Annotated in this window: 30 protein-coding genes; all 30 read right to left on the bottom strand. The window is 31.2% G+C overall.

Going from position 1 to position 24,585, the window contains the following annotated elements; translation table 11 throughout:
* Position 1 precedes the first annotated feature (1 nt).
* From flhB to BLO14_RS02775, 30 genes are read right to left on the bottom strand one after another with little or no spacing between them, the layout of a single operon-like run.
* Positions 2 to 1,120, bottom strand: coding sequence for a flagellar biosynthesis protein FlhB (gene flhB, locus BLO14_RS02920; RefSeq protein ID WP_091972641.1), 1,119 nt, complete (start codon positions 1,118 to 1,120; stop codon positions 2 to 4).
* Positions 1,120 to 1,908: a flagellar biosynthetic protein FliR gene (gene fliR / locus BLO14_RS02915; RefSeq protein WP_091972639.1), complete on the bottom strand. Its 789-nt coding sequence runs from the start codon at positions 1,906 to 1,908 to the stop codon at positions 1,120 to 1,122. Before fliR ends, flhB begins: the two co-directional genes overlap by 1 nt.
* 35 nt (positions 1,909 to 1,943) lie before the next feature.
* A complete protein-coding gene (fliQ, locus tag BLO14_RS02910; protein WP_091972637.1) occupies positions 1,944 to 2,207 on the bottom strand; it encodes a flagellar biosynthesis protein FliQ in 264 nt (87 codons plus the stop codon).
* Between the two features lie 8 nt (positions 2,208 to 2,215).
* Positions 2,216 to 2,974, bottom strand: coding sequence for a flagellar type III secretion system pore protein FliP (gene fliP / locus BLO14_RS02905; protein WP_091972635.1), 759 nt, complete (start codon positions 2,972 to 2,974; stop codon positions 2,216 to 2,218).
* Between the two features lie 10 nt (positions 2,975 to 2,984).
* Entirely contained in the window at positions 2,985 to 3,614 is a 630-nt protein-coding gene (locus tag BLO14_RS02900; protein WP_091972632.1) for a flagella biosynthesis regulatory protein FliZ, read from the bottom strand.
* Positions 3,607 to 3,948: a flagellar motor switch protein FliN gene (gene fliN, locus BLO14_RS02895; protein WP_091972630.1), complete on the bottom strand. Its 342-nt coding sequence runs from the start codon at positions 3,946 to 3,948 to the stop codon at positions 3,607 to 3,609. Before fliN ends, BLO14_RS02900 begins: the two co-directional genes overlap by 8 nt.
* Before the next feature lie 45 nt (positions 3,949 to 3,993).
* Positions 3,994 to 5,052, bottom strand: a complete 1,059-nt coding sequence (gene fliM / locus BLO14_RS02890) for a flagellar motor switch protein FliM (protein ID WP_091972629.1) — start codon at positions 5,050 to 5,052, stop codon at positions 3,994 to 3,996.
* 22 nt (positions 5,053 to 5,074) lie between these two features.
* Positions 5,075 to 5,611 (bottom strand): flagellar basal body-associated protein FliL, encoded by a 537-nt coding sequence (gene fliL / locus BLO14_RS02885; RefSeq protein WP_091972628.1) that lies wholly within the window; start codon positions 5,609 to 5,611, stop codon positions 5,075 to 5,077.
* 47 nt (positions 5,612 to 5,658) lie between these two features.
* On the bottom strand, positions 5,659 to 6,441 hold the full coding sequence (motB, locus tag BLO14_RS02880; protein ID WP_091972627.1) for a flagellar motor protein MotB: 783 nt from the start codon (positions 6,439 to 6,441) through the stop codon (positions 5,659 to 5,661).
* On the bottom strand, positions 6,441 to 7,223 hold the full coding sequence (locus BLO14_RS02875; protein ID WP_091972626.1) for a motility protein A: 783 nt from the start codon (positions 7,221 to 7,223) through the stop codon (positions 6,441 to 6,443). Before BLO14_RS02875 ends, motB begins: the two co-directional genes overlap by 1 nt.
* Positions 7,220 to 7,444, bottom strand: coding sequence for a flagellar FlbD family protein (locus BLO14_RS02870; protein WP_091972625.1), 225 nt, complete (start codon positions 7,442 to 7,444; stop codon positions 7,220 to 7,222). Before BLO14_RS02870 ends, BLO14_RS02875 begins: the two co-directional genes overlap by 4 nt.
* A 22-nt stretch (positions 7,445 to 7,466) precedes the next feature.
* Positions 7,467 to 8,795, bottom strand: a complete 1,329-nt coding sequence (gene flgE / locus BLO14_RS02865; protein WP_091972622.1) for a flagellar hook protein FlgE — start codon at positions 8,793 to 8,795, stop codon at positions 7,467 to 7,469.
* A 4-nt stretch (positions 8,796 to 8,799) separates the two neighbouring features.
* Positions 8,800 to 9,243 carry a flagellar hook assembly protein FlgD gene (flgD, locus tag BLO14_RS02860; RefSeq protein WP_091972614.1) on the bottom strand — a complete coding sequence of 148 codons (444 nt, stop codon included), beginning with the start codon at positions 9,241 to 9,243 and terminating at the stop codon, positions 8,800 to 8,802.
* 13 nt (positions 9,244 to 9,256) lie between these two features.
* Positions 9,257 to 10,444: a flagellar hook-length control protein FliK gene (locus tag BLO14_RS02855; RefSeq protein ID WP_091972612.1), complete on the bottom strand. Its 1,188-nt coding sequence runs from the start codon at positions 10,442 to 10,444 to the stop codon at positions 9,257 to 9,259.
* A gap of 7 nt (positions 10,445 to 10,451) precedes the next feature.
* A complete protein-coding gene (locus BLO14_RS02850; RefSeq protein WP_091972608.1) occupies positions 10,452 to 11,069 on the bottom strand; it encodes a periplasmic-type flagellar collar protein FlbB in 618 nt (205 codons plus the stop codon).
* Complete coding sequence (locus BLO14_RS02845; protein WP_091972602.1) at positions 11,062 to 11,493, bottom strand: flagellar protein FlbA; 432 nt, start codon at positions 11,491 to 11,493, stop codon at positions 11,062 to 11,064. Before BLO14_RS02845 ends, BLO14_RS02850 begins: the two co-directional genes overlap by 8 nt.
* The gene (locus BLO14_RS02840) at positions 11,490 to 12,800 is read right to left on the bottom strand and encodes a FliI/YscN family ATPase (RefSeq protein ID WP_091972599.1); all 1,311 of its coding nucleotides are present in this window, start codon (positions 12,798 to 12,800) and stop codon (positions 11,490 to 11,492) included. Before BLO14_RS02840 ends, BLO14_RS02845 begins: the two co-directional genes overlap by 4 nt.
* A gap of 18 nt (positions 12,801 to 12,818) precedes the next feature.
* Positions 12,819 to 13,739 carry a flagellar assembly protein FliH gene (gene fliH / locus BLO14_RS02835; protein ID WP_091972597.1) on the bottom strand — a complete coding sequence of 307 codons (921 nt, stop codon included), beginning with the start codon at positions 13,737 to 13,739 and terminating at the stop codon, positions 12,819 to 12,821.
* Positions 13,740 to 13,753: 14 nt separating this feature from the next.
* Positions 13,754 to 14,788, bottom strand: a complete 1,035-nt coding sequence (fliG, locus tag BLO14_RS02830; protein ID WP_002556889.1) for a flagellar motor switch protein FliG — start codon at positions 14,786 to 14,788, stop codon at positions 13,754 to 13,756.
* Between the two features lie 15 nt (positions 14,789 to 14,803).
* The gene (gene fliF / locus BLO14_RS02825; protein ID WP_091972595.1) at positions 14,804 to 16,513 is read right to left on the bottom strand and encodes a flagellar basal-body MS-ring/collar protein FliF; all 1,710 of its coding nucleotides are present in this window, start codon (positions 16,511 to 16,513) and stop codon (positions 14,804 to 14,806) included.
* Positions 16,514 to 16,527: 14 nt separating this feature from the next.
* Positions 16,528 to 16,863, bottom strand: a complete 336-nt coding sequence (gene fliE / locus BLO14_RS02820) for a flagellar hook-basal body complex protein FliE (RefSeq protein ID WP_091972593.1) — start codon at positions 16,861 to 16,863, stop codon at positions 16,528 to 16,530.
* Positions 16,864 to 16,874: 11 nt separating this feature from the next.
* Complete coding sequence (gene flgC, locus BLO14_RS02815) at positions 16,875 to 17,333, bottom strand: flagellar basal body rod protein FlgC (RefSeq protein ID WP_091972592.1); 459 nt, start codon at positions 17,331 to 17,333, stop codon at positions 16,875 to 16,877.
* 35 nt (positions 17,334 to 17,368) lie between these two features.
* Positions 17,369 to 17,776, bottom strand: a complete 408-nt coding sequence (gene flgB, locus BLO14_RS02810; protein ID WP_091972591.1) for a flagellar basal body rod protein FlgB — start codon at positions 17,774 to 17,776, stop codon at positions 17,369 to 17,371.
* Between the two features lie 33 nt (positions 17,777 to 17,809).
* A complete protein-coding gene (gene hslU / locus BLO14_RS02805) occupies positions 17,810 to 19,156 on the bottom strand; it encodes an HslU--HslV peptidase ATPase subunit (RefSeq protein ID WP_091972590.1) in 1,347 nt (448 codons plus the stop codon).
* On the bottom strand, positions 19,149 to 19,697 hold the full coding sequence (gene hslV, locus BLO14_RS02800; RefSeq protein WP_091972584.1) for an ATP-dependent protease subunit HslV: 549 nt from the start codon (positions 19,695 to 19,697) through the stop codon (positions 19,149 to 19,151). The genes hslU and hslV overlap by 8 nt, the downstream gene beginning before the upstream one ends.
* Positions 19,698 to 19,705: 8 nt before the next feature.
* Positions 19,706 to 20,650: a DNA-processing protein DprA gene (gene dprA, locus BLO14_RS02795; RefSeq protein ID WP_091972581.1), complete on the bottom strand. Its 945-nt coding sequence runs from the start codon at positions 20,648 to 20,650 to the stop codon at positions 19,706 to 19,708.
* Between the two features lie 9 nt (positions 20,651 to 20,659).
* A complete protein-coding gene (locus tag BLO14_RS02790) occupies positions 20,660 to 21,352 on the bottom strand; it encodes a tetratricopeptide repeat protein (RefSeq protein WP_091972576.1) in 693 nt (230 codons plus the stop codon).
* Positions 21,353 to 22,552, bottom strand: a complete 1,200-nt coding sequence (gene ftsZ, locus BLO14_RS02785; RefSeq protein WP_091972565.1) for a cell division protein FtsZ — start codon at positions 22,550 to 22,552, stop codon at positions 21,353 to 21,355.
* Positions 22,553 to 22,573: 21 nt separating this feature from the next.
* Entirely contained in the window at positions 22,574 to 23,815 is a 1,242-nt protein-coding gene (gene ftsA, locus BLO14_RS02780; RefSeq protein ID WP_091972563.1) for a cell division protein FtsA, read from the bottom strand.
* A complete protein-coding gene (locus tag BLO14_RS02775; protein ID WP_091972561.1) occupies positions 23,815 to 24,558 on the bottom strand; it encodes an FtsQ-type POTRA domain-containing protein in 744 nt (247 codons plus the stop codon). The genes ftsA and BLO14_RS02775 overlap by 1 nt, the downstream gene beginning before the upstream one ends.
* Positions 24,559 to 24,585 lie beyond the last annotated feature (27 nt).

Raw genomic sequence — 24,585 nt, 5'->3', positions numbered from 1 at the left:
TCTAATTAAACTTTTTAGTAATAGAATATACTCTCACAAGAATTTTTGAAACAACCTCCCAATATTCTCTTGGAATCTCTTCGTTAACCTTAACATTAGCATAAAGCGCTCTTGCAAGCAGCTTATTTTCCATTAAAGGAATATTATTTTCTCTTGCAATTTTTTTAATTGTGAGAGCTATTTCATCCTGACCTTTTGCAAGCACCCTTGGAGCTAACATTGTTTCACTATCCCACTTAATAGCAACTGCAAAATGTTCTGGATTTGTAACCACCACATCTGCTTGAGGAACAGCTACTCTTAAATTAGTACTTAAAACAATCCTCATTCTCTCTTTTATTCTAGATCGAAGTAAAGGATCACCTTCCATTTCCTTTCTCTCCTGCTTTACCTCTTCTTTTGTCATTTTCAAACTCTCAATGTACTGAGATCTTTGAAACAAATAATCAAACACTCCGACAATTGCCAAAAAGATTGCTGAGAAAAAACATATCTTATAGGCAAGCACCAATACAATAGAAATTCCAGACTGAAGTGTATACTCCGAAAGCTTAGAAATTTTGCCTATATTGTTTTCTATAATAAAATAATATATCAAGCATATTATAACAACTTTTAACAAACTTTTAAACAAATTGAAAAAAGCCCCTGCTGAAAAAAAAGAATTCTTGGCCCACCTGAAAAAATTAAAACTAATTTTATCCCACCTTGGCTCCAAAGATTTAAAAGTAATAAAAAAGCCTACTTGAATAATATTGGCAAAAAAATTAACAGCCAAGGATGCAAAAAAAAACAAAACGACATACCCAATAATGGATCTAATATATGCAAAACCCATAGAATAAACACTAATCCTCATAACTTCAGGAAGCTTGCTGGTTTGCTCTTTAAAAACAGCTACTAAATCTAAAGTAAAATAAGAAAGCATGAAAAAAAACAATGCAAACAGCAATAAAAGACTAATAGCAGTATTGATTTCAGTGGACTTTAATACCCGCCCCTCTTCTCTTGCTTTTTGCTTTTTCTGATCAGTGGGTAATTCGGTTCTTCCTTCATCATCTGCAGAAAAAAAATTAAGAGGAATATACCAACTTTTAATCAAAAATTCATCTTTTATCATTATTTTAAAACTCTGGAAAACAATTTTAAAAAACTAGCAAGAGAATCTAAGGAAAGTTCAATTACTCTTTTTGAAGATATTGCTAAGCTTGGAAATCCAATATACAAAATTAACAACCCTAAAAATAGCGAAGTTGAAAAACTAATTACTAATAAATTAATCTGAGGAGATGATTTTGAAAGTATTCCTAATACCAGATAAAAAAGCAAAAGCAAAGCCAATATTGGAAACGAAATTAATAAAGCTTTTTCAAAAAGAAATCCAAAAGATATAAGTAAAAGCTTGACAAATTCTGAATTTCTCATATTGACCAAATGTTCAACCCTAATATTCAAAACAGAATCGTGTATGCCAATCACAAAAAATCGAAGTAAAAAATTGCTTGATAAGAACAAAAGTAAAAACAAATAAGCAAAAATTTGCGAAATAATCATGCTATCTTCTTCTGAAAAGATATCAAAAATATTTGCATAAGCAAGCCCAATTTGATTAGAGAAGAAAAATCCAACTAAATGAAAAACATTGAAAATTATACTAACAAAAAATGCTTGAATAAGGCCTAAAATAGCTTCTCCTGATAAAATTAACATAAAAGAAAACATATTGTCCAAAGGATAAGCAACTTTAATCTTTTCAACAACGATTACAGATAGAATCAAAGAAAAGAAAAAATTAAAATATCCCATTTTTATTGTTGAAAAAAATGGAGAGAATTTTAAAAACATAAAAATTCTAACCAAAACAGGCAAAATTGTAAAAGATTTTAAAACTAAAAAATTCAAATTCAAAATTTCATCCAAATAATACAATTTAAAATCATAAATTAAACATTTTGCAATTGATTGAAAATCACATAGGTAAACTGCATAAGCTTATTCAAAATCCAAGGACCGAAAATCACAATAGTTAAAAGTATAACAATAATCTTTGGAATAAAACTTAAAGTTTGATCTTGAATTGAAGTAATAGCTTGAAAAATCGAAATCAAAAGACCAACTATAAGAGCTATAATCAACATTGGAGCTGATAAAATAATAATATTTTCAATAGAAATTCTAATTAAATAAAGAATGTGCCCTGCAGTCATATACAACCTTACATAAAACTTTTAATAAGACCATTGGTAATTAAAGTCCAGCCATCTACCATTACAAAAAGAATCAACTTAAAAGGCAAAGATATCATTACAGGAGGTAACATTATCATACCCATAGCCATTAAAACAGAAGCAACAATAATATCTAAAACTATAAAAGGCAAAAATATTAAAATTCCCATCTTGAAAGCCACTTTAAGCTCATGCAAAATAAAAGCTGCTATTAAAACATGTGTTGGCACTTCGCTAAAATTTTTTGGTCGATCATAATTACTAATACTCATAAATAACCTAATCTCTTCATGGCGCCCATCAGACATCTGCTTATACATAAAAATTCTAAGAGGAGCAATTCCTTTATTATAAAATTCATCAAAATTTATTTTTGATTCTTTAAGGGGCAAATAAGCTTGTTTATATATAATATTAAAGGTTGGCCACATAGTAAAAATAGTTAAAAACAAGGCCAATCCCATTACTATTTGAGTAGGAGGAGATTGCTGAAGAGATAACGCACGCCTAATAAAATCCAAAACTATAGATATTCGCAAAAACGAAGTCATTAAAACTAAAAATGCTGGAGAAAGAGTAATAATGGTTAATAGAATCAAAAGTTGTAAAGAAAAAGCTATCTCTGAACCACTAATATTTTCAAAATTTAAAAACGGAAAATTAAGACCATTGGTAGCTTGCAAAGACTTTGTTTGAGCAAAAGATAAACTTGTTACACTAAAAAATAAAAAAAAACACTTTCTCAAAATAAACCCTCTAAAATTTTTTTAATCTATCTTGTTTATCCTTAAGTGAAGTCTCAATTTTCTTCTCAAGTTTAACATAATCATTCCTAGAAAAAGGAATCTCTTCTTTTTTGAGCAACATTTTCTTAAAGATTGATTTAAAAGAATCTTCTTTCTTAGCAAAATTATTAATTTCGCTAAGTCTAAGTTTTAAATCTTCTAACTCTTCTTCAGATTTAACCTCTTTGAGTAAAGTAGAAGAATTGCTGGAAACTAAAAATACGTAAACATTGTCTAGTATGTTTATAATTCTTATTGAGTTTTTAACATTTATCTCGTAAAAAACAAGTTCCTTGATCAAATTAGAATTTTGTTCATATTTGCTTTTTTTTGAATGAAAAATCAACTTTTTAAATAAGAAAAAGATAAAAAAAGCAATAAGTAGAAATAAAACTATCTTGACCAAATCAGAAATATTAAAAAGAGAAATCGTTTGAACACTGTCATTATTAGTAAGAGCTGGCTTATCCTCTTCAAAAATTGGCAAGCTGGATTCATTTTCTAAATCAGTAGATATTGAATCTACCTGCTCTTGTGAATTAGCATGTGTAAAAAAATTAGAAAACGCTAAAAAAACTAAAAATAAAAATTTATTATTCATTTTTAGTTTTAATTATCTCAGTAATTCTAACTCCAAAATTCTCATCGATTACGACTACTTCTCCCCTGGCAACTATTTTACCATTTACTAAAATATCTACAGGCTCACCAGCAAGTTTATCAAGAGTAATAATCGTGCCCTCAGACATGCCAAGTATATCCTTTATTTTGCGCTCTGTTCTCCCAAGTTCTACAGTAAGCTGCATAGAAACATCCATCAAAAGCCCAAAATTACTAGGATCAACTCCTTCTGGCAAAGTATCAATTAAATCGGGAAGCTTAACTCCCTTTATTTCCGGCTTTTCTCCATTATCATTTTTTTCATCTACACTCATAAATTTAACCTCTTAATAATTTAAGTTATAATAAATAAACAACTATCACTCAACCTCTTCTGTAAGCTCTTTTAACAAATCAAAACCCTTTATATCTCCAATTTTTTCCGTAATTTGTACTGAAACTTTATTTCCCATTAAACCCATTCTACATTTAAACTTTTCTTTAGTACCAACTTTTAAAGTTAAATCTTTATTTATTAGAGAAGATTCAAGATTTAAAACATCACCTTTGTCAAGCGATAAAATTTCTCTTACCTTAAGCTTAACTTCTCCTATTTCTGCTACTAAAGGCATTGCTGTATTTTCCAACTTTTCACGCAAAGCATCAAGATTCTCGCTAGTGGTTCCAACTCCAATCAAAGAATGCCAATATCTTGTTGATAATTTTGAAACAATAGGCTCTATGGTAATATAAGGCAAACAAAAATTCATAAGCCCTTCCACTTTTCCTATTTTAACCTCAAGAGTTACTAAAATAATCATTTCTGTAGGGGGAACTATTTGAGCAAATTGTGGATTAACCTCAATATGTCCAAATCTTGGTCTTAGATCAACTACTTGAGACCAAGCCTCTCTCATATTAGCAAGTATACGAATAATAACACTTTCCATGACAGATTGTTCAATTTCTGTTAAATCTCTACTTTTATCTTTAATCGTATCTCCATCTCCACCAAAAAGCCTATCTACTATGGCAAATGCTATGGTTGGATCAACTTCAAAAATAGCAGACCCTTTAAGAGGATCCATGTTTATTATTGCTAAAGTTGTGGGGTTGGGTATCGACCTAATAAACTCTTCATAAGTTAACTGATCAACTGAAGCCACATGAACATGAACCATTTTTCTTAAAAGAGCAGAAAGTGAGGTTGTAGTATACCTAGCAAATGCCTCATGAAAACTTGAAACAGTTCTGACTTGCTCTTTTGAAAATTTATCTGGCCTTTTAAAATCATACAACTTAACTTTTTGCTTTTTGCCTGTAGGACTAGATATAACATTAGAAAGGGGTTCATCTAACGATAAACTTTCAGATGAGTTGATAGACTCTAAAAGACTATCTATATCGTCTTGAGACAAAGCTCCTGGATTGTTTGCCATTTAAAATTCCTTTAAATTTTTATTACATATCAAAAATATCAATTTGAGTTAATGCTATTTCTTTTATTTCTCCATTTCTAAGAATACTATTAATTCTTGCTTTAATCTCTGCTTTTATTTGACTTTCATTTTTTATTTCTTGACCAGTTCTTTGACTAAAATATTCTCTAATAATGTCTTTTAAGCGAACTTTTTGTCTTCCAAGCTCATTGAGAATATTAACATTATTCTCTGCATACCCTAAAGCAAGCTTTACAACAAAAGTTTTTGGAGGAATATCTAAAGTATTGCCTCTAATCTCATCTATGCTTTCATACCATATAAGCATAGGCGGCTTTCCTAGGTATTCATTAGAAAAAACTGGAAAATCACTAGGAGCCCCACTTTGGCTTACTACCATTTTAGATACAAAATAAGAAACAATTATCATTATCGCAACAGTAAATATTCCTATTGCTAGTATCTGCAAAATTTTTATTATAATATCAGGCAATAAACCACCTTTTCTGCTAATATTAGAATCTCCTACATCTAAATTTTCATCATCCTTATTCGGCATAATAAAATTCCTCCTATTAATTTCTTCTTTACAATTAAAAAGAATTATTATTGTGTAATTTCCCTAGGAAAACTTAAAGATGCATCCGTAGTAATTAATATATCAATTCTTCTATTATAAGCTCTGCCCTCAGGAGTATCGTCTGTTACAATAGGCCTGCTTCCGCCAAAACCAGATACTTCAAACCTATTTTCAATGCTCTTAACATTAGATTGATCTAGATAGTTCAAAATATGTTCCAGCATATTAACAGATCTTGCAACCGAAAGCTCCCAATTGCTTTTCCAAGGCCCATTTACATCAGTATCAATATTATCCGTATGCCCTTCTATTTTAAAATTATAGCCTCTAGAACTTAAAACCCCAATAAAAGATGCTATTTTTTGAATAGAATCTCTATTGTCTTCAAGCTTAACATCTGCACTAGCAGAATCAAAAAATGCATCTGCTGCAAGAGATATCACAATACCTCTCTCTTCCTGCCTAACCATAATATTTTTGGATTGAATTTTCTCAATAAATTCAATCATAGATTTATTTTTAGCAGTTTGAGATGCTTGTTTATTGCGAACAGTAGAAGGCAAAGACATAAAACTATTGCTCAAATAAGATAATTTATTAAAATCTAAAGTCTTACCGCCTTTAAAAAATCCTGCACCAGTAAAAGAAGCAGACATTATCCTTATTACATTTTCTTGAAAAATAATATCATTTAATGAAAACATTGTAACAAAAAATACAAGCAGCAAGGTAACCATATCTCCATAAGTCAACATATAATCTGGAGATCCCTCATCACATTTTAAAGGCTTTTTAGCTCTCAAAGCCATTACTCACCTCCAATACTGCTACTAAGCTGGTTTCGATCTTTGGGGGTCAAAAACGTCATCAGTTTTTGCTCTAAAATTCTAGGATTATCTCCGGACTGAATTGATAAAACACCTTCAATTATCATTGTCTTTACTGCAGCCTCCTCAGAATCAATTTTCTCCAACTTAAGTTGGACAGGAGTAAACATTAAATTTGCCATTATGGTCCCATAAAGAGTTGTAATAAGAGCAACAGCCATAGAAGAACCAAGCGCAGACTTGTCCTCTAGATTACCTAGAAGAGCTACAAGTCCTATTAGAGTGCCCGTCATACCAAAAGCCGGGGCAAGTTTTGCCCAAGTCTTAAAAAGATCTGAGCCAACTTTATGCCTTTCTTGCATTTGATCAAGCTCTAAATAAAGCATAGTTCTAATTACCTCGGGATCTGCACCATCAACAACAAGTCTCATTCCTGACTTAAAAAATGGATCATTAATTTGTTCAAGCTCATCGTCAAGAGACAAAAGACCTTCTTTTCTAGCCTTTTCTGAAAGCTCTACTAACACTTTTATAATAGAAATCTTGGCATAAGAATTTCTTTTAAAGAAAAATCCCAAATAAGTAGGAATTTTTTTTACAGCAATAACTTCTGAAGAAGCCATAAGCGCGGAAAAAGATCCAACAACAGTAATAAAAACAGAACTTAAATCCCAAAAAACACCAAGTCCTGTGGGAGTAAATGCCATGGAAATTAAAATAGCTCCAAATCCAACTCCCCACCCAATTATACTAGCCAAATTCATAATTCAACGTCTCCATTTACTTCTCCTACAATTCTTTCAAAAGAAGCAACTTCCTTTCTATACGACTTAATCCTTTTGACCACCTCTTCAACTTTTTCTTTTACAATTAACTTCTTACCATTCATAAGAAGAATTGTAGTATCAGGATTAGATTCAATACTTTCAATGTGATAAGGATTTAAATAATATCCATAACCATTAAGCTTAGTTACAAAAATCATATGTTAAAAAAACAATCTTAGCTTAATTTTTCAATCTTACAAGTTCTTGCAATAATTGATCAGAAGTAGTAATAGTTTTAGCATTTGCCTGAAATCCTCTTTGAGTCACTATCATATCTGTAAACTGCTCTGCAAGATCAACATTAGCCATTTCTAAAACACCAGATCTAATATCACCAAGTCCAGCAAGCCCAGTTTCGCCTATTCTAACTTGACCTGAATTGCTTGTTTCTACAAAATTAGTATCACCTGATTTTGCAAGTCCTCCGGGATTCATAAAAGAAGCTAGGGCAATCTTGCCAAGATCTCGCCTTATGCCATTTGAATAAATACCAACTATAACACCATTTTGATCAATTTCATAATTTTCCATATATCCCATGCCATATCCATCTTGAACAATAGCCTTTGTGCTACTAGAATCAGCAAACTGAGTTATTGAATCAGTATAGCTCCCAACTGTTCCCAATTTCAAATTTACAGTTTGCTGCTCACCAATTTCACCTACATTTGCGCCTAAAACATTAAATGTTATAGGAATTTGAAGGATATCTCCTTTTTGGCTTGGTTGCCCATTTAAAGACGCCAACGCCCCTTCATTGTCAAACCCAAGCGTAAAATTTGAATTTTGCTCACCATTTACAAGCACTGTTGCATTCCATAAATTAGGAATATTTGGATCTTTTACAACCCTAAGCTCAAGAACACTAACATTTCCAAAACTATCATACAATGACTTATTGACAACCCAAGTTCCACGAGCAATATCTGACGAACTTGCACCTTCTTGAATTACGGGCAATCTCTTATCAAGATTACAAGCAAAAGTAACGTTCTTGGTAGACCTTGCTCCCTCTTTATCTCCAATTGGGATAATTAGATCCTCAACATCAGAAGATGTATTGATAAACTTCTCACCTTCTAAATCTCTTGCCATCCAACCTTGAATTCGCATTCCATTTGCAGGATTTACAAGATGTCGATCAGAGTCCACATCAAAAGCACCAGCTCTCGTATAAAACAAATTATTACCTTCTTTTAAAATAAAAAATCCATTTCCACTAACTCCAAGATCAGACGCTTTTTGAGTACTTTGAAAAGCCCCTTGAGTGTGAATAGTGTCAATTGCAGCAACATTCATACCTAATCCAACTTGCTTAGGATTAGTCCCACCACGAGCATCAGTAGGACGAGAAGCTCCAGAAATAGACTGTGATATCATATCTTGGAAATTTACTCTTCCCTTCTTAAAACCAATTGTATTTACATTAGCAATGTTGTTACCAACAACATCCATTCTTGTCTGGTGATTCTGAAGCCCAGAAACACCAGAATATAAAGACCTCATCATATAATTATTCCTCCAAACCTACCGACAATATATTTTTATATACATAATAATTACCATTAACCATAACTTGAGGTATTGCGCCTGTCTTAATATTTGTAACACGGCCTTCAACAATTTCCCCATCACTATGTTGAAATTTAATTACTTTACCTAATAAATCCAAATCTTTTCTTATTTCTAAAGAAGATGAAAGTTTTTCAAATGACTTACTCATATTGGTCATTTGCTCAAGAGCTGAAAATTGTGCCATTTGGGCAATAAATTCTTTATCCTTCATTGGACTTGTAGGGTCTTGATATCTAAGCTGAGTAATAAGCAACTTTAAAAAATCATCTCTGCCAAGATTCACCTTATTAGACACATTATCAACCTTAAAACCTGATTCTTTTTTAATTTTGTTACTAATAGTCAAATCAGAAACATTTTCAATTCCATTTATCTCACTCATTTAACTCCGCCATCTAAACAATTAAATTAATATTCTTGTCTACATCGTAAGAAAATTCAACTTCTTCTTCAATTTGAAAAAACTTATTATAACCAAAATGAAAATTTTGATCCTTTGAGTCATCCTTAAAATTTTTAGAAAAAGAATTTAAATTCTCACCTGCAAGAAAAAGATTTAAGCTGGCATTAAAACCACTCTCACCAAGCATTTTATTTAATGAATGCATATTTTGATCAAAAAGCATTTTAACATTTTGATTGTCCACTACGATCTTTCCCAATAAATTATTATTAGAATCAAGGTTCAAATTAATTCGTATGCTACCAAGCTCTTTGGGCTTTAAAACCAACTTAATCTCTCCTGTATTATTCGATTTTAACACAACTTTAGCTTTATCCACAATATTTTTATTAATTTTAAGGTTCCACTCTGGCTTTAAACTGCTGAGAAAATCAAAACTATCAACCTCTTTGAAGCTTTTTATGTTATAATCAGCAAACTCTTCAACAAAACCTTTTAAAGGGCTATCTGATATTTCTTTAACTTTATACCTACCAGCAAAATTTTGACCATTAATTGCATTTAAGCTAACCTTTGAAAAAACAAAATTATTGTGATCAACATTATTCTTCTTAAAATTTTTCACATCAATGTTAATAACATTTTTTTCTTCCTTTTTATCATTCAAGCTTACCTGATCATAATAATCATCAATCAAGGCGGTTAAAAAATCAAAACCCAAAAAAGAACTTAAATTATTAAAAGTCAAAAAAAGTCTTTCAATTTTTTCAAAAAATTTTTCTTTACCTAGAAAATCAAAATTATCAAAATTAAATGATAAATTTTCTTTAATACTATTTAAACCTTCAAATTCTAAAAAAACATTCATTCTAGCAAACAAGGACTTCAAATCAGAAGCAAAAGACTCATTCTCAAGTTTTTTTAAAAAAAAGGACTTATTTAAAGACGATTTTTTTAAATTTTTAGAAATAAGTCCATTATTTTTTAAAAAATTTAAAAAATCAAATATCATAAATTTTGTTTTAGCCAATTTTTTAGATTCGGAAAACATAATATTTAAAAAAGAACTTGCATTCTTTCTAGATTCCATTTTAGAAACATTTGAATTTACTCCTTTAATTGCATTTAAAAGATTAAATTTGTTGTCATAAGCTTTACTCAAATTTAATAAATCACCCATATAAGCACTACTCCAATGGACTAACAGACATTTTTCTAATTAATACAGCAGCTTTTTTAGAATCCATAAGAGACAACCAATAAGGAACAATTGATAGACGGCCTTCTCTTCTAGAAAGCTCTTCAATTTTTCGCATATAAGATATTGCAAGCTCAGGATTTAAGTCTTCAAGCCGCTTAACAGCATCTTCTGGAGGCATATTCATTAAATATACAGCTGTTTGTAAAATATTCGCTTCCTCGTCATTATATTTATTTATAATGTCATCTATTACCTTTTGTTTTAAATCTAAATCTTTCTGCTTTTGCTTAAGCTCAAATTCAAGCTTATTTAAGCTGTCTTCTCTCAGCTTTAGATCTTCTTTAAGCTTTTCAATTTGCTGATTCTTAATATCAATAGCTTCTCTTTCCTTAACAAGTCTAGCTTCATCAAGAATTATATTGGAATTATGATCAAAGACTAGAGAATTTTCTCCTAAAAACTTAGTTCTTACAAACTCAGGAAAATATCTCTTAGTATTATACATTCCAAGAAAATCAATAGAGAACAATACAAAGAAAAATAAAATAACTATTAAAAATAATAAAAAAAATGCCCTAAAAAAGAACGATAAAAAATTATTCACTTTTAATCCTCAGATTTTGACAAACTTTATAATTTACATACTCATCTAGCAATAAGCTTTCCTTCTTTTCTCTACTTTTAATTATAGAATTATTTAAAGTTTTTATTAATATATTGATCTTTTTTTCTTCCCTATATTTGTCCACATAAATGTCATAACACTCATCATAATACTTTCTAAGTCCCTTAAGAATTTTATAATTTTGTTTTTTTTTATAATTCAAACAGTCTATATAACCTCTTATGGAAAGATCATCAAAACTATTCAAGTTCTTTAAAAGATTGGAAATTCCATCTGAAAACTGATTTATTTTTAAAATTTTCTCATTTATATTCATTAGATCTCTCTCACTTAACTTTCGATGATAAGTTCTAATGGTTAATACTCTATTAAGCTTTTGTTTTTTAAAGTTTAAATCATTCAAGACAATATTTCCCTTATTTCATCTTCTAAATTTTGAAAATCAAATGTTTCATTTATTTCTTGAGAAATAAAATCAATAATCTTAGGATACTTAGAAATTGCAAAATCAACATCCTTATTAGAACCTTTAAGATAAATCCCAGTTCTAATAAGATCTTCATAATCTTTATAAACAGACAACAAATTTCTAGCTTTTATTATTAATTTTTGCTTTTCTAAACTCATTATTCTATGAATAGATCTTGAAGTTGAACTAAGAACATTTATTGAAGGATAGATTCCTCTATCAAACAAATCTCTGTCTAAAATAATATGACCATCCAAAACAGCCTTAACATTATCGGCTATAGGTTCTGTAAAATCATCCCCCTCAACAAGAACCGTATAAAACCCAGTAACACTTCCTCCATTACCATTAAAACCCGATCTCTCAAGTAGAATTGAAATTTCAACAAAAACAGAAGGCGGATAGCCTTTAGCTACCGGAGGCTCTCCTAAAGAAAGAGACATCTCCCTTTTGGCATTTGCAAATCTAGTAATAGAATCAAAAAGCAAAACCACATCTTTGCCTTTCTCCCTAAAGTATTCTGCTATCATGGTGGCAACATAAGCTCCTTTATACCTTGATATGGGCGATTCATCTGAGGTTGAAACAACTAAAACACTTTTTTTTAAACGCTCCTCACCAAGTTCATATTCAATAAACTCATTAAGCTCTCGGCCTCTTTCCCCAATAAAAGCGATAACATTTACATCTGCATTTGAATTTTTTGCAATCATGCCAAGCAAAGTAGATTTACCAACACCCGCACCAGAAAAAATACCAACTCTTTGCCCTTTTGCAACTGGCAAAAACCCGTCAAGAACTTTAACCCCTGTTAATATTTGCTTTTCAAAAATACTTCTACTGGTTGGATTAATTTTTTTAAAAATTAACTCTTTATACCTATTGTTCAAAAATGGCCCTTTATTATCAATAGGTCTGCCAAGAGAATCAATAACTCTTCCTAAAAGCTCATCGCTAAGATTTATTTCTAGCCCTTTATTCAAAGAATAGACTTTATTTCCAACTTCAATTCCACTAAATCCTTCATAAGACATAAGACTAACGTAAGGACCATTAAATCCTAAAACCTCAGCACATACCTTTTTATTATTTCTTTGATCAATTAAACACAAATCTCCAATGGCACACTGGGGACCTAAGCTTTCGACTAAAAGACCTTTTATTTTTTGCACCCTGCCAACAAAAGAGACGGTTTCAATATCATCTACTTGTCTTAAATAATTTTCAAAAAAATTGCTCACTAAAATTCCTTTATATAATCAACTTAATAAAGAAAAATTTTTAAACTTTTCCTCTATTTTATCAAGTTGAGAAGAAATACGTGCATCAATCTCTCCAAAATTAGTTTCAATTATACAACCACCTTTGCCTATGTTGGGATCCTCTATGATTTCTAAATTTTCTATAACATCAAATTTAGAAATAAAATCACTCTTTTTATGCCTAAGGATATCTAAATCATCAAGATTTACACGAATGGTAATTTGTGTTTTATCTTTTACTCTTTTCAACGCCTCATTAACATTTTCTAAAATAATATCTTTTTGAGAATCTGTAATCCTCTTAATAACCTTAATTGCAATTTGCATAACAAGACTTACTATTTGAGCACCAGAAGACTCAAGAATACCTTTCCTTTCGGCAATCAAAGATGCTATTATGCTATGCAACTTTCTCATAACTTTATCAAAATCTTCAAAACCACTTTCATAACCTTTGTTATAACCTTCTTCTCTACCTTTAGCTGTTGCTATCTCAAGATCTGTTTTTAATTTTTCACCATACTCTCTTGCCAATCTTTCAATCTCGGCATTAGATTCAGCTTCAATGGATTCCTTCTTATAAATAGCTTCCCTTTGTAAAAGATCTGCTTCTTGCCTGGCTGCCTCTAATACTTCATTGGCTTTTACCTTAGCCTCTTCAATAAGCCTATTAGATTCAATTTGAACTTCTTCTTTGGCAAGTTCTTGCCTTTTAATAAGTTCCTCTTCAAGTCGTAATTTTTCATCTCTTAGAATTTGCAACTCTTCTTTAAGATTAGTAATTTGACTTTCTATGTCGTAAACCTTGCTTTCTTTCTCCTTAATTTCCAAGGATTCAAAAACAGGCTTTGCTATCTCAACAAATTCAAACTTTACTGAATTATCAACTTCTGATGATTTATATAAAACCTTAGGCAAACAAAACTCCTTTATCAGACAAGTACATCTTCCTCGCCACCTCTTGAAATAACTATTTCTCCCTGCTCTTCTAATTTCCTAATAAGAGAAACAATTTTTTGCTGGGATTCCTCAACATCTTTTCGCCTAGTAGGGCCCAAAAATTCCATATCCTCTTTAAGCATTGAAGCTGCTCTTTTTGACATGTTTTTGAAAATTTTTTCTTGGACAGGAATATCTACAGATTTTAAAGCTTTTGCTAACTCTTGACCATCTATTTCTCTTAAAACCCTTTGTATAGATCTGTCATCAAGCAAAACTATATCCTCAAATACAAACATTTTCTTTTTTATCTCTTCTGCAAGCTCTGGGTCTTCTTCTTCAAGAGATTCAATAATAAACTTCTCCGTCTTTCTATCAGCCATATTAATTATCTCGACAACATTGTCAACTCCTCCTGCTGACGTGTAATCTTCTGAAGAAAGAGAAGCTAGCTTTTTTTCAAGAACTCTTTCAACCTCTCTTACAACCTCAGGAGAAGTTCTATCCATTAATGCAATTCTCCTTGCAACATTGGTTTGCACCTCTGTAGGCAAACTAGATAGAATAAAAGAAGCCTTTTGGGGATCAAGATATGAAAGTATTAAAGCAATTGTTTGGGGATGTTCTTGTTGAATAAAGTTTAAAATATTTGCAGGATCTGCTCTTCTGACAAATTCAAAAGGCCTAGATTGTAAAGCAGAACCCAAATTATTAATAATGTCAACTGCCTTTTGAGTTCCAAGAGATTTTTCAAGAAGTTCTCTTGCATAATCAATTCCACCCTTTTGAATAAATTCTTGAGCCATCATTAATTCTTTAAACTCTAAAAGAACATTATCTTTAAGCTCAGAAGTAATTGTCTCAAGCTTTGCTATCTCAAATGTTAAAGACTCTATCTCCTCTTGAGAAAGATACTTAAACACTTTAGAAGAGATTTCAGAACCTATTGAAACCAATAAAATAGCGGCCTTTTGCTTACCAGTTAAAGCAGAAACATCAAGAATCTCCTTTTCTTTTTTTTCTTCCATATCAATTACTACCTTTTATGCATTTTTCAAAAGCCATGTTCTTATAAGCTTAGCAACATCTTCTGGCTTTTCCCTGGCTAAAAGCTCAGCATTGTTTTGAAGCTCATCACCTTCTCTAATCCCACCAACAACATCATCAACACCAATATCGTCGCCACCATCCATTAAGGCTTGTTGACGCCTTAAATGTGCTTGCTTTGCCAATTCCTCTTCTCTAAGACGTCTTCGTCTTTCAAGTTCTCTAGAAATAGCAAAAAATATCGTAAATACTAAAATTAACAACGAGAATATTATGCTTGCAATAAATAAAAAATATTTAAACCTTTCGCTTGCAAAATAATTTTCATCTATTTCTCTAAATTCATTCATACGATCAAAAGATATATTTCTAACCGTTATTGAATCACCTCTTTCTGGCTTATATTCAAAAGAACTTTGCAAAACATCTTCAATATTTTTTATTTCTTCTAATGCCATAGGCTTATATTCTCTTTTTCTCATTCCATTTTCTATTACAAAATCTCCCTTCTCATCATACACAAAACTCCAGATACCATCTACGAAAATACCAAGAGAAACTCCTACAATCCTAGCAGGCTCTTTTTCGCTTGTAGATTTTTTTTCATTTAAAGCAACATTTTTAATCTCTTGAGACTCATTGTATTTACCAGTAATATCGCTTAAATCCTGATATTCAGGGGGAGTATTGCCTTCTTGTCCAGGAGGACCCCATGGACTATATCCTTGTCCTTGATATTCTTTTTTTTGAGTCTGAGAAGATATGATAGTTGAATCGCTTACTTTTCTAGTGTTATAAGAAACTTTTGGATCTTGGGATTGAAGCTCAATAGGAGCATATTCTTTGGACTCTGTGGTTTCTTTTGAGGTGTCAAGTTTTACATTCACTCTTGCTATCATAAATCTATCAACAGATAAAACCTTACTTAATGCAGAGTCGATTTCTCCCCTAAGCATAGCTTCATACTTAAGTTTTAATTTACGCTCTTTTTCTGCTAAGTCTATTCTATCTATTCCATCTAAATTAGAAAAATCGTTTAAAATAGTTCCACTATTATCAACAATAGCAATATTATCGGATTCAAGACCTTCAATAGCATACTGAATAAGCTTAACAAGTCCTTCAACTTTTTTTCTATTGGTAATAATATCAGAACCGGGTCTTGGAGTAATTCTAACAGATGCCTTGACAGGCTCTTGTGACTCTTTAAAAAGAGCTTTTTCAGGCATAACAAGATTCACGCTAACAGCATCAACATCATCTAAAGCTACAATATGTTGCTCAACCGCTCTTGTAATAGATCTTCTAAGATTAATGCTTCTTTCAAAATCAGTAATAGTCCATCTATCAATATCAAACAAAGCCCATGGATCCATATGAACAGGTACAAGCTCTTCTCTTACAAGAATTGCTCTCATTTTTTTTGCAAGCTTTTCATCATCCAAATAAATTCTTCCATCGGGACTCAAAAAATACTTGACATTTTCTCTATCAAGTCTTTGCGATATTCTATCTAAGAGATATTGATCTTTAATCTCAACTCCAAAAAGAGCAATACTTTGACTTTTGGTAGAAAGCCCTATCAAAAAAACAAACGCAAGAATCACAAAAAAAATAATCAATCCTAAGGCTATTTTCTGAACCGTACTAGCTTTTTTGAAGATCCCTTTTGCTGAAACAAAAAAATTAGTAAAAAAATTGCTCAAAATCTTATGGCTCCTTAACGAATATTGATTATATCTTGATAAGCCTTCATACCCCTCTCAACAACAGCCTTTAAAATGCTTAAATTCATATTGGCCTTAGACATAGCTATTACAAAATCGTGAACATCAATACTACCAGGCTGAAGAATAGCTTGCTCCATAACCTTAGAAACATTTAATTGGCTTTTATTGACATCAGCAATCGTATTTATTAAAACATCCTTAAATGTTTCAACATCATTGTTTTTGGCGCTGATTTTTGAATTAAAAAGATTCACATCAAAATGCAAAGGATTTTTTTTAACTAAATTAATATTATTCTCTGTAAAAAAAGAATCTACTCTCACCAATGATATCTCCTTTAGCTTTGAAGTATAGCTAATGCACTTCTAAACATAGACTTGCTACTATTTACAACAGTAGAATTTGCCTCATAAGCACGAGAAGCTGAAATCATATCTACCATTTCTTCAACTAAATTAACATTAGGAAGCTCCACATAGCCTTTTTTATCTCCAGATCTTATTGAATCAGGATGAGTTGGATCATATTTTAATTTTAATGGAGACTTATCTTTTTCAATACTAGCAACCCTAACTCCTTGCCCAATCCCATTATCAAGATAATCCGGAATAAAAGGACCCTTCCAATAAGGATTATTCACTCTTGGAGCAAAAACAATCCTTTGCCTTCTATAAGGCCCACCATCAGGAGTTCTAGAAGTAGAAACATTTGCAATATTATTAGAAATAACATCAATCCTCAACCTTTGTGCTGTTAATCCCGTTGAAGCTACATTAATGCTTGAAAACAATCCCATTTTACATCCCTTAAAATATTAATTTATTTTAATATTTATTTTAATACAATATTTATACTTTTAAAATAATGCGCCTGAACATTAGTCATAAGATGATACATCATTTGATTTTGTACAAGCACCTTAATCTCAGAATCAATATCAACATTATTGCCATTATTATTCATAGTTGAAAAATGGTCAAGAACTCTATGGGGCTTGACATCTGAATATTCTGGATTTTTAAACCCAGACAAATGCTTATCACTAGACTTGATTAAGTTTAGATCATTTTTATCTTTATTTAAAAAAGCCTTTTCAAGCTCTGACTCAAAAGAAACTTTACTTCTTTTAAAATTTGGAGTATCTACATTTGCTATATTGTCAGAAATAACATCTTGCCTTAAACTTAAAACATCCAAATATCTATGTGAAAAATCTATAGATCTTTCAAAATCATTCAAATTAAAACCCCCTCTGTTTAAAATTGCTTTTAACTAAATTATATAATAATTTAAATCTTTTTGTTCGTTAATTTGTATTTTTTTATTAACATAGTCCAAGTTTATTTCAAATTTTTTCAACTTACTGCCAGGCACCTCAAAAAAAAGATCTGCAAGCACTCTTTCCATAACACCGTGAAGTCTTCTGGCACCAAGATTTTCATTCTCAAGATTCATACTGAAAGTAAGCTCTGCAATTCTATCTATAGCCTCTTCGCTAAACTTTAAATCCAAATTATAAACCTTAAACATCGCAACATATTGCTTTATTAAAGAATTTTTTGTTTGTTTTAAAATTTTTTTCAAATCGTCTATGCTTAGACTTTTAAGCTCAACCTTAATCGGAAATCTACCTTGAAGTTCGGGTATTAAATCAGAAGGTTTAGCCAAATTAAATGCTCCTGCTGCAATAAATAAGATATGAGAAGTATCAACTATTCCATATTTTGTATTAACTTTAGAGCCTTCAATAATTGGCAAAATGTCTCTTTGAACACCTTCTCTAGATACATCATTACCGCTTCTATTCTTAGCAGCTATTTTATCGATCTCGTCAATAAAAATAATTCCCATATTTTCAACTTTAGATTTTGCAATATCTGAAATGTTTTCGTGATCAACCAATTTCTCAAGCTCTTCTGTTAAAATTATTTCCTTTGCTTTTTTGATCTTAAATTCTCTTTTCTTTTTTCTATCAAATATATTACCCAATAAACCACCAATTCCCATATCAATCTCTTCAAAATTACCACCTGTAAATATTTCTATTGTGGAAAATGGCATTTTACTAGAAATTTGTATTTCAATGCTAGTATCATCAAGTTCACCTGCTCTAAGCTTTTTTCTAAGCTTCTCTTTTACCTTTTCTTCTGCCTTTATTTCGTTTGGATCTATATTCTCAGAACTGCTAGATCCTTTAAAAAGGCTCTCAACTATTCTCTCTTCTGTTTTCACTAAAGCATCATCTCTTACAGCATTATACATCTCTTCTTTTACCATATTAACTGCAATGCCCATTAAATCTCTAACCATGGATTCAACATCACGACCAACATAGCCAACCTCGGTATATTTTGTAGCTTCAACTTTAATAAAAGGAGCTTTAATTAACTTAGAAAGTCTTCTTGCAATCTCAGTCTTTCCAATGCCAGTAGACCCAATCATAATAATGTTTTTAGGCATTACCTCGTCTTTTATTTCTTTTGGAAGTCTAGATCTTATATATCTATTAACAAGAGCAATCGATACTAATTTTTTAGCTTCATCTTGACCTATTATGTACTTATCAAGTTCTGCAACTACATCTTTGGGAACTATATAATGCTCTTCTAATTTATTCATTTTCAATCTCCTCAAGCACAATGTTAGAATTAGTATATATACATACTCTTGCTGCTATTTTTAAAGATCTAAGTGCAACCTCAAAAGCACTTAATTTTTTATTCTCCATGTAAGCAAGAGCTGCTGAATATGCATAATTGCCACCACTACCAATCGAAATAACATCCTCTTCGGGTTCAACAACATCACCAGTACCAGAAATCAAAAGAATATTTTTAGAATCAGCAACAAGCATCATAGCCTCAAGCTTATGAAGTATTTTGTCAGAACGCCAATCTTTTGCAAGATCAACAGCCGCCCTTTTAATATCAATCAAACCATCACCTTTAGCCTTGATTTTTTCTTCAAATTTCTCAAAAAGAGTGATTGCATCAGATGTTGAACCTGCAAATCCTGCTAAAATTCTTCCATTAAGCAATTTTCGTATTTTAATAGCATTACTTTTTAAAACAGTATGTCCAAAAGTTACTTGTCCATCTGCTGCCACCACAGTCTTGCCATTTTTTTTTATTGCAATAACTGTAGTTCCTTTAAAGTCCATATTACCCCCTATTTATATACCTCTCTTAAAAGTTCTCCAATAAGAACATCAGATACATCTTTACAATCACAACACTCTTTAGGATCATCTTCAATATTATTGGAATCTACATACTTAATATTCAATAAAGCATAAAGATCTTTAACAGTTTTTATCTCTTGTGCCCCAAAGTCATACAATTTTACGGCTCCATCACCACAAAAATCTAAATCATAAACATATATGTCAAGTCCTAAGTCAAGACCAAGTTCGGCCGTAATCAAAGCCCCAGATTTCAAGGGTGCATAAGTTATAAAAATAGCATCGGACAAACCTGAGATCAATCTATTTCTTTTGGCAAAAAAATAATTCTGAATCTTATCAAATGGCAAAGTCTCAGTAATTATTCCCCCACCTTGTTCTAAAAGTTTGAAAACATATTTTCGATTTTGCTTAGGATAAATATTATCAATATCTGTTGGAATAACAGCAAATGTCCTACTATTCTCATTCATTGCTGCTATATGGGCTTCAATATCAGCTCCAATTGCAAATCCAGAAATAATCTCTACACCATTTTTTGCAAGATGTGAAGAAAATTCTCTTGTTCTCTCAGCAAGAGTTTTGCTAATTCTTCTAGAACCAACAACAGCCCAAGACAATGAAGAAAAATTTGGCAAATTGCCTTTATAGTAAATAGCAAACGGGGGATCATAAATTCTTTTAAGCTTATTGGGATAAAATTTAGATCCTAGAATAGCAATTTTAGCATTTGTTCTTCGAATAACTTTTTCTTGCGATTCTACTAACTTTAAATCAGGCAAAATAAATGATCTTCTAAATGATCTTAGAAAATAAGCCTCAATGTCCTTTTGGGTTAATTTAACAATATCATTAAAATCAAAATTATTAAAAAGTTTTAACTTTTCTTTACTTTTTAAAAATTTCAAATTATCAATATAAAGCAACTTCATCATAAATAATTACTTCAAATTACTCATGATCCTAGAAACACCTTCTTTTTGCTCCTCGGTTGAAGCATTTTTATCAGCTTTATTATAAAACAATATGGCATTACCAAGATCACCTAGCGAATAATAATTTGCACCTCTTAACATAAAAAACTCAAAATAATCCTCACCCATATCATCAAGTTTATTTAAATAATTTTTAGCTTCAAGTTGTTTGTCAAGATCATATACATACATATTAGCAATAGCAAAAAGAGATTCTTTAAAATCATCTCTTATTGAAAGTGATTTTAAAAAAGAATTTTCAGCAAGAATGATGTATTTTTCAACTTCATCTTTTACTCTTAAATTTTTAGCTAAATTATAAGAAGCAACACCTATGTAAAAATGAGATAAATAATTATTGGAGTTAATTTCTAAATTTTTAGCAAAATATTCAATAGCAGGCCCATACTGACCAAGCTTAAAAAATTCAAGACCAATCAAATTGAAAAATCTAGCTTTCTTGTCAATAGAATTAACTATCTTTAAAATATTCTTATCTTCTTTTTCAATGAATTCTTTATAAACTTCAATCTTAGATTCAGATCCACCACCTGAAATTTCCAATTCTCTTAATCTAAGCCCAAGATTCAATTTTTCTTTAGATTCACTGCCACAAGATAAAAATAAATTAATAAGTATTATTGACGACAAAATTTTCATCTAATCATCGCTACTTTTTTTATTTAAATTTCTAAGAAACGTCGGAACATCAATGTCATCATCAAAATAATTGACATTTTTAGACTTTGCTGCAAAAGAAGAATCTTGATGCTCATAAGATCCGGAAGGAATATTTTGATTACCCGACATTAAGGTATCGAACTCCTTAGAGCTTAAGGTATTATTTTCCGGTGCATTTGATATTTCTTTTTGCCTTTTGGATGCAAAACCTGTAGCAACAACTGTAACATAAATCTCATCTTCAAGATTTGAATTAATGGCATGACCATATATTACAGTAGCCTCATCATCAACACTAACAGTAATTATCCCCATAATCTCTTCAAGCTCAAGTAATGAAAAATCATCTCCACCAGTAACATTAACAAGAAGCCCCTTAGATCCTTCAATACGAACTTCTTCAAGCAATGGATTGCTAATCGCAGAAGTTGCAGCATCAACAGCTCTGTTCTCACCTTTGCCATATCCAATTCCCATTAAAGCATCACCTTGCCCCTGCATAATGCTTTTAACATCAGCAAAATCAATATTAACCTCTCCATGCTCAATAATAAGTCCTGCAATACCTTGAACGCCCATTCTTAAAACATCATCTGCGCGCTTAAAAGCATCTTTAATGGTAGTCCTTTTGTCAACAACGGTTAAAAGCTTTTGATTTGGAATAATAATCAATGTATCTACAGACTTTCTTAAATTATTTATTCCTTGCTCAGCAAGTCTTAATTTCTTAGGACCTTCAAACTTAAAAGGCTTTGTCACAACTCCAACTGTTAAAATACCAAGCTCTTTTGCAACTTGCGCAATAACCGGAGCCGCTCCAGTTCCTGTTCCACCCCCCATACCAGCAGTAATAAATACCATATCAGCACCAGAAAGATGGTTGCGTATAACATCAATGTCCTCCTCTGCTGCAGCTTGCCCAATCTCAGGCTTTCCTCCAGCACCAAGCCCTGCTGTAACTTTTGCTCCAAGAGCAATTTTTATGGGAGCAATAGAAGTTTGGAGAGCCTGAAGATCAGTATTAGCCACAATAAATTCAACATCTCTTACCCCATATTCAATCATACGATTAACAGCATTACTACCTCCTCCTCCTGCACCAATCACCTTAAGAATTGTGGGATTTGTAGTAGAATCGAATCTTCTTGTGTGGCTATCAATCATATTATAATCTTTCATTAACGCTTCCTCCACGATTGGTCAAAACCATTCTTTCAAAAACCAACCTTTCAACTTTGAAGATATTTTATTTTTTCTTTTAACTTTACTGCTTACCTTCTTTAATTTATTGAATTTTTGTTGCTCGTGCTTATAAAGAACAAGACCAAGGGCTGAAGAAAACTTGGGATCTATATGCTCTTCCCCAATACCATTAATACTCATTGGCAAACCTATTCTTGCGGGATAATTAAATACTTCTTCTATTAAATTAGAAATACCTGGAAATAAAGCTCCTCCACCCGTTAAAACTATACCACCATTAATCTTATTATAAAGCCCTCGTTTAAGTATTTCTGCTCTCATCATTTCAAAAATTTCTCTCAATCTTGAATTAATTATTACAGACAACTCTTTTCTACTTTTCTCTTGAGGAGGTCGAGTTCCAAGATTTGGAATAATTACAGTTTCCATTTGACTCTCTAGAATAGACGGATGAGCAATTCCAGCCGTTATTTTAATATTTTCAGCAACATCCTCAGGAACCTTCCAAACTTGCGCAATATCAAGGGTTACTCTATTAACACCAATAGGAATCACGCCTGTATAATAAGGAGAACCGTCAATATAAAGAATAATATCTGTCGTCCCTTTACCCATATCAATAAACAAAACACCCATCTCACGCTCTTCTTTAGAAAGAGTTGCATAAGATGAAGCTAAGCTTCCAAGAACAACCTCATCAACAGCAAAGCCAGCTCTATTTACGCATCTGACTAAATTCTGACTAGAAGAACTAGACCCCGTAATAATGTGCACTTCTCCTTCAAGACGAATGCCCATCATGTCTATTGGGTTTTTTATATGGGGTATTCCATCCACAATAAATTCTTGAGGAATAACATGAAGAATTTCTCTATCCATTGGAATGACAATTGCTTTTGCTGCTTCAATTACCCTATCAACATCTTCTTCGCTAATCTCTCTTGTTCTTGAATTTATTGCAACAACACCGCGTGAATTAGTTCCCTCAACACTACTTCCAGACATAGAAACTGAAAGCGATGCAATGTCACATCCTGAAATTAGCTCTGCAGCCTCAATAGAATTAGATATTGAATCAAGAGCCGCTTCAATATTTATTAAAACCCCTTTTCTAACTCCTCTTGATATACTAGTGCCTATTCCAACTATTTCTAATTGATCATTTAAATTTACCTCAGCAACAACAGTACAAATTTTTGAAGTTCCAACATCCAAACCTACTATCAAATTCCTAGACACTAGCCTTCTCCTAACAAAATGATATCACCACTTCTTAAATCTATAACACTAGGCTTTCCTTTAAGCAAATCAACTGCAAGAAACGCTTTATGCATCACATCCATTAAATCCATATCAACTGTTATCAATATTTTATTATATATACTTTTAACATACAAAATTACATTATAATCATAGAAATTCAATTTTAAAAAATTCACCTCTGATATTAAATTATACAAATATTTTTGATTTATTTTAAGATAATCAAGGCCCCTTACAACATTAAGCATTCTATCTTCCAGAAAATCTCCTACATTATTGTCATTTAAAACTAATCCGCTAATTATAGGTAAATCATAAATTAAATGTTTACTTTTTTCCAAAATTACACCGTCTGATGCAATACAATAATAAGTAATATTGCCACTTATGTTTTCTAAAGCAACAGCAATGGGTATTCTTTTTTCTATTTTAATAATGATTTTATTTGGAAACTTAAGATCAACCTTAGCGCTCTTTACCCTTAAATCTCTTTTAAGATTTTCCTCATATATTCTAACATTAGCATTATGATAATATGTATTAGGCTTAATTCCTGAGATCTTGATTATATCCTCTTTAGAAAGAGAAATATCATCATTGATGCTAATATACCTAATCAAAAAATAAGGAGACGCAAAAACAATAATTATTATTTCAAAAAAAATTAAAAACATCGAAAAGTATACATACTTAATTAAAAATTTCCTCTCAAAAAACATAAACTAACCCGACTTATACTACTAGAA

It is taken from the genome of Borreliella japonica (genome assembly GCF_900099615.1).
GTDB lineage: Bacteria > Spirochaetota > Spirochaetia > Borreliales > Borreliaceae > Borreliella > Borreliella japonica.
Note: the sequence above shows the minus strand (reverse complement) of the source record. Positions and strands in the feature narration are given on the sequence as shown.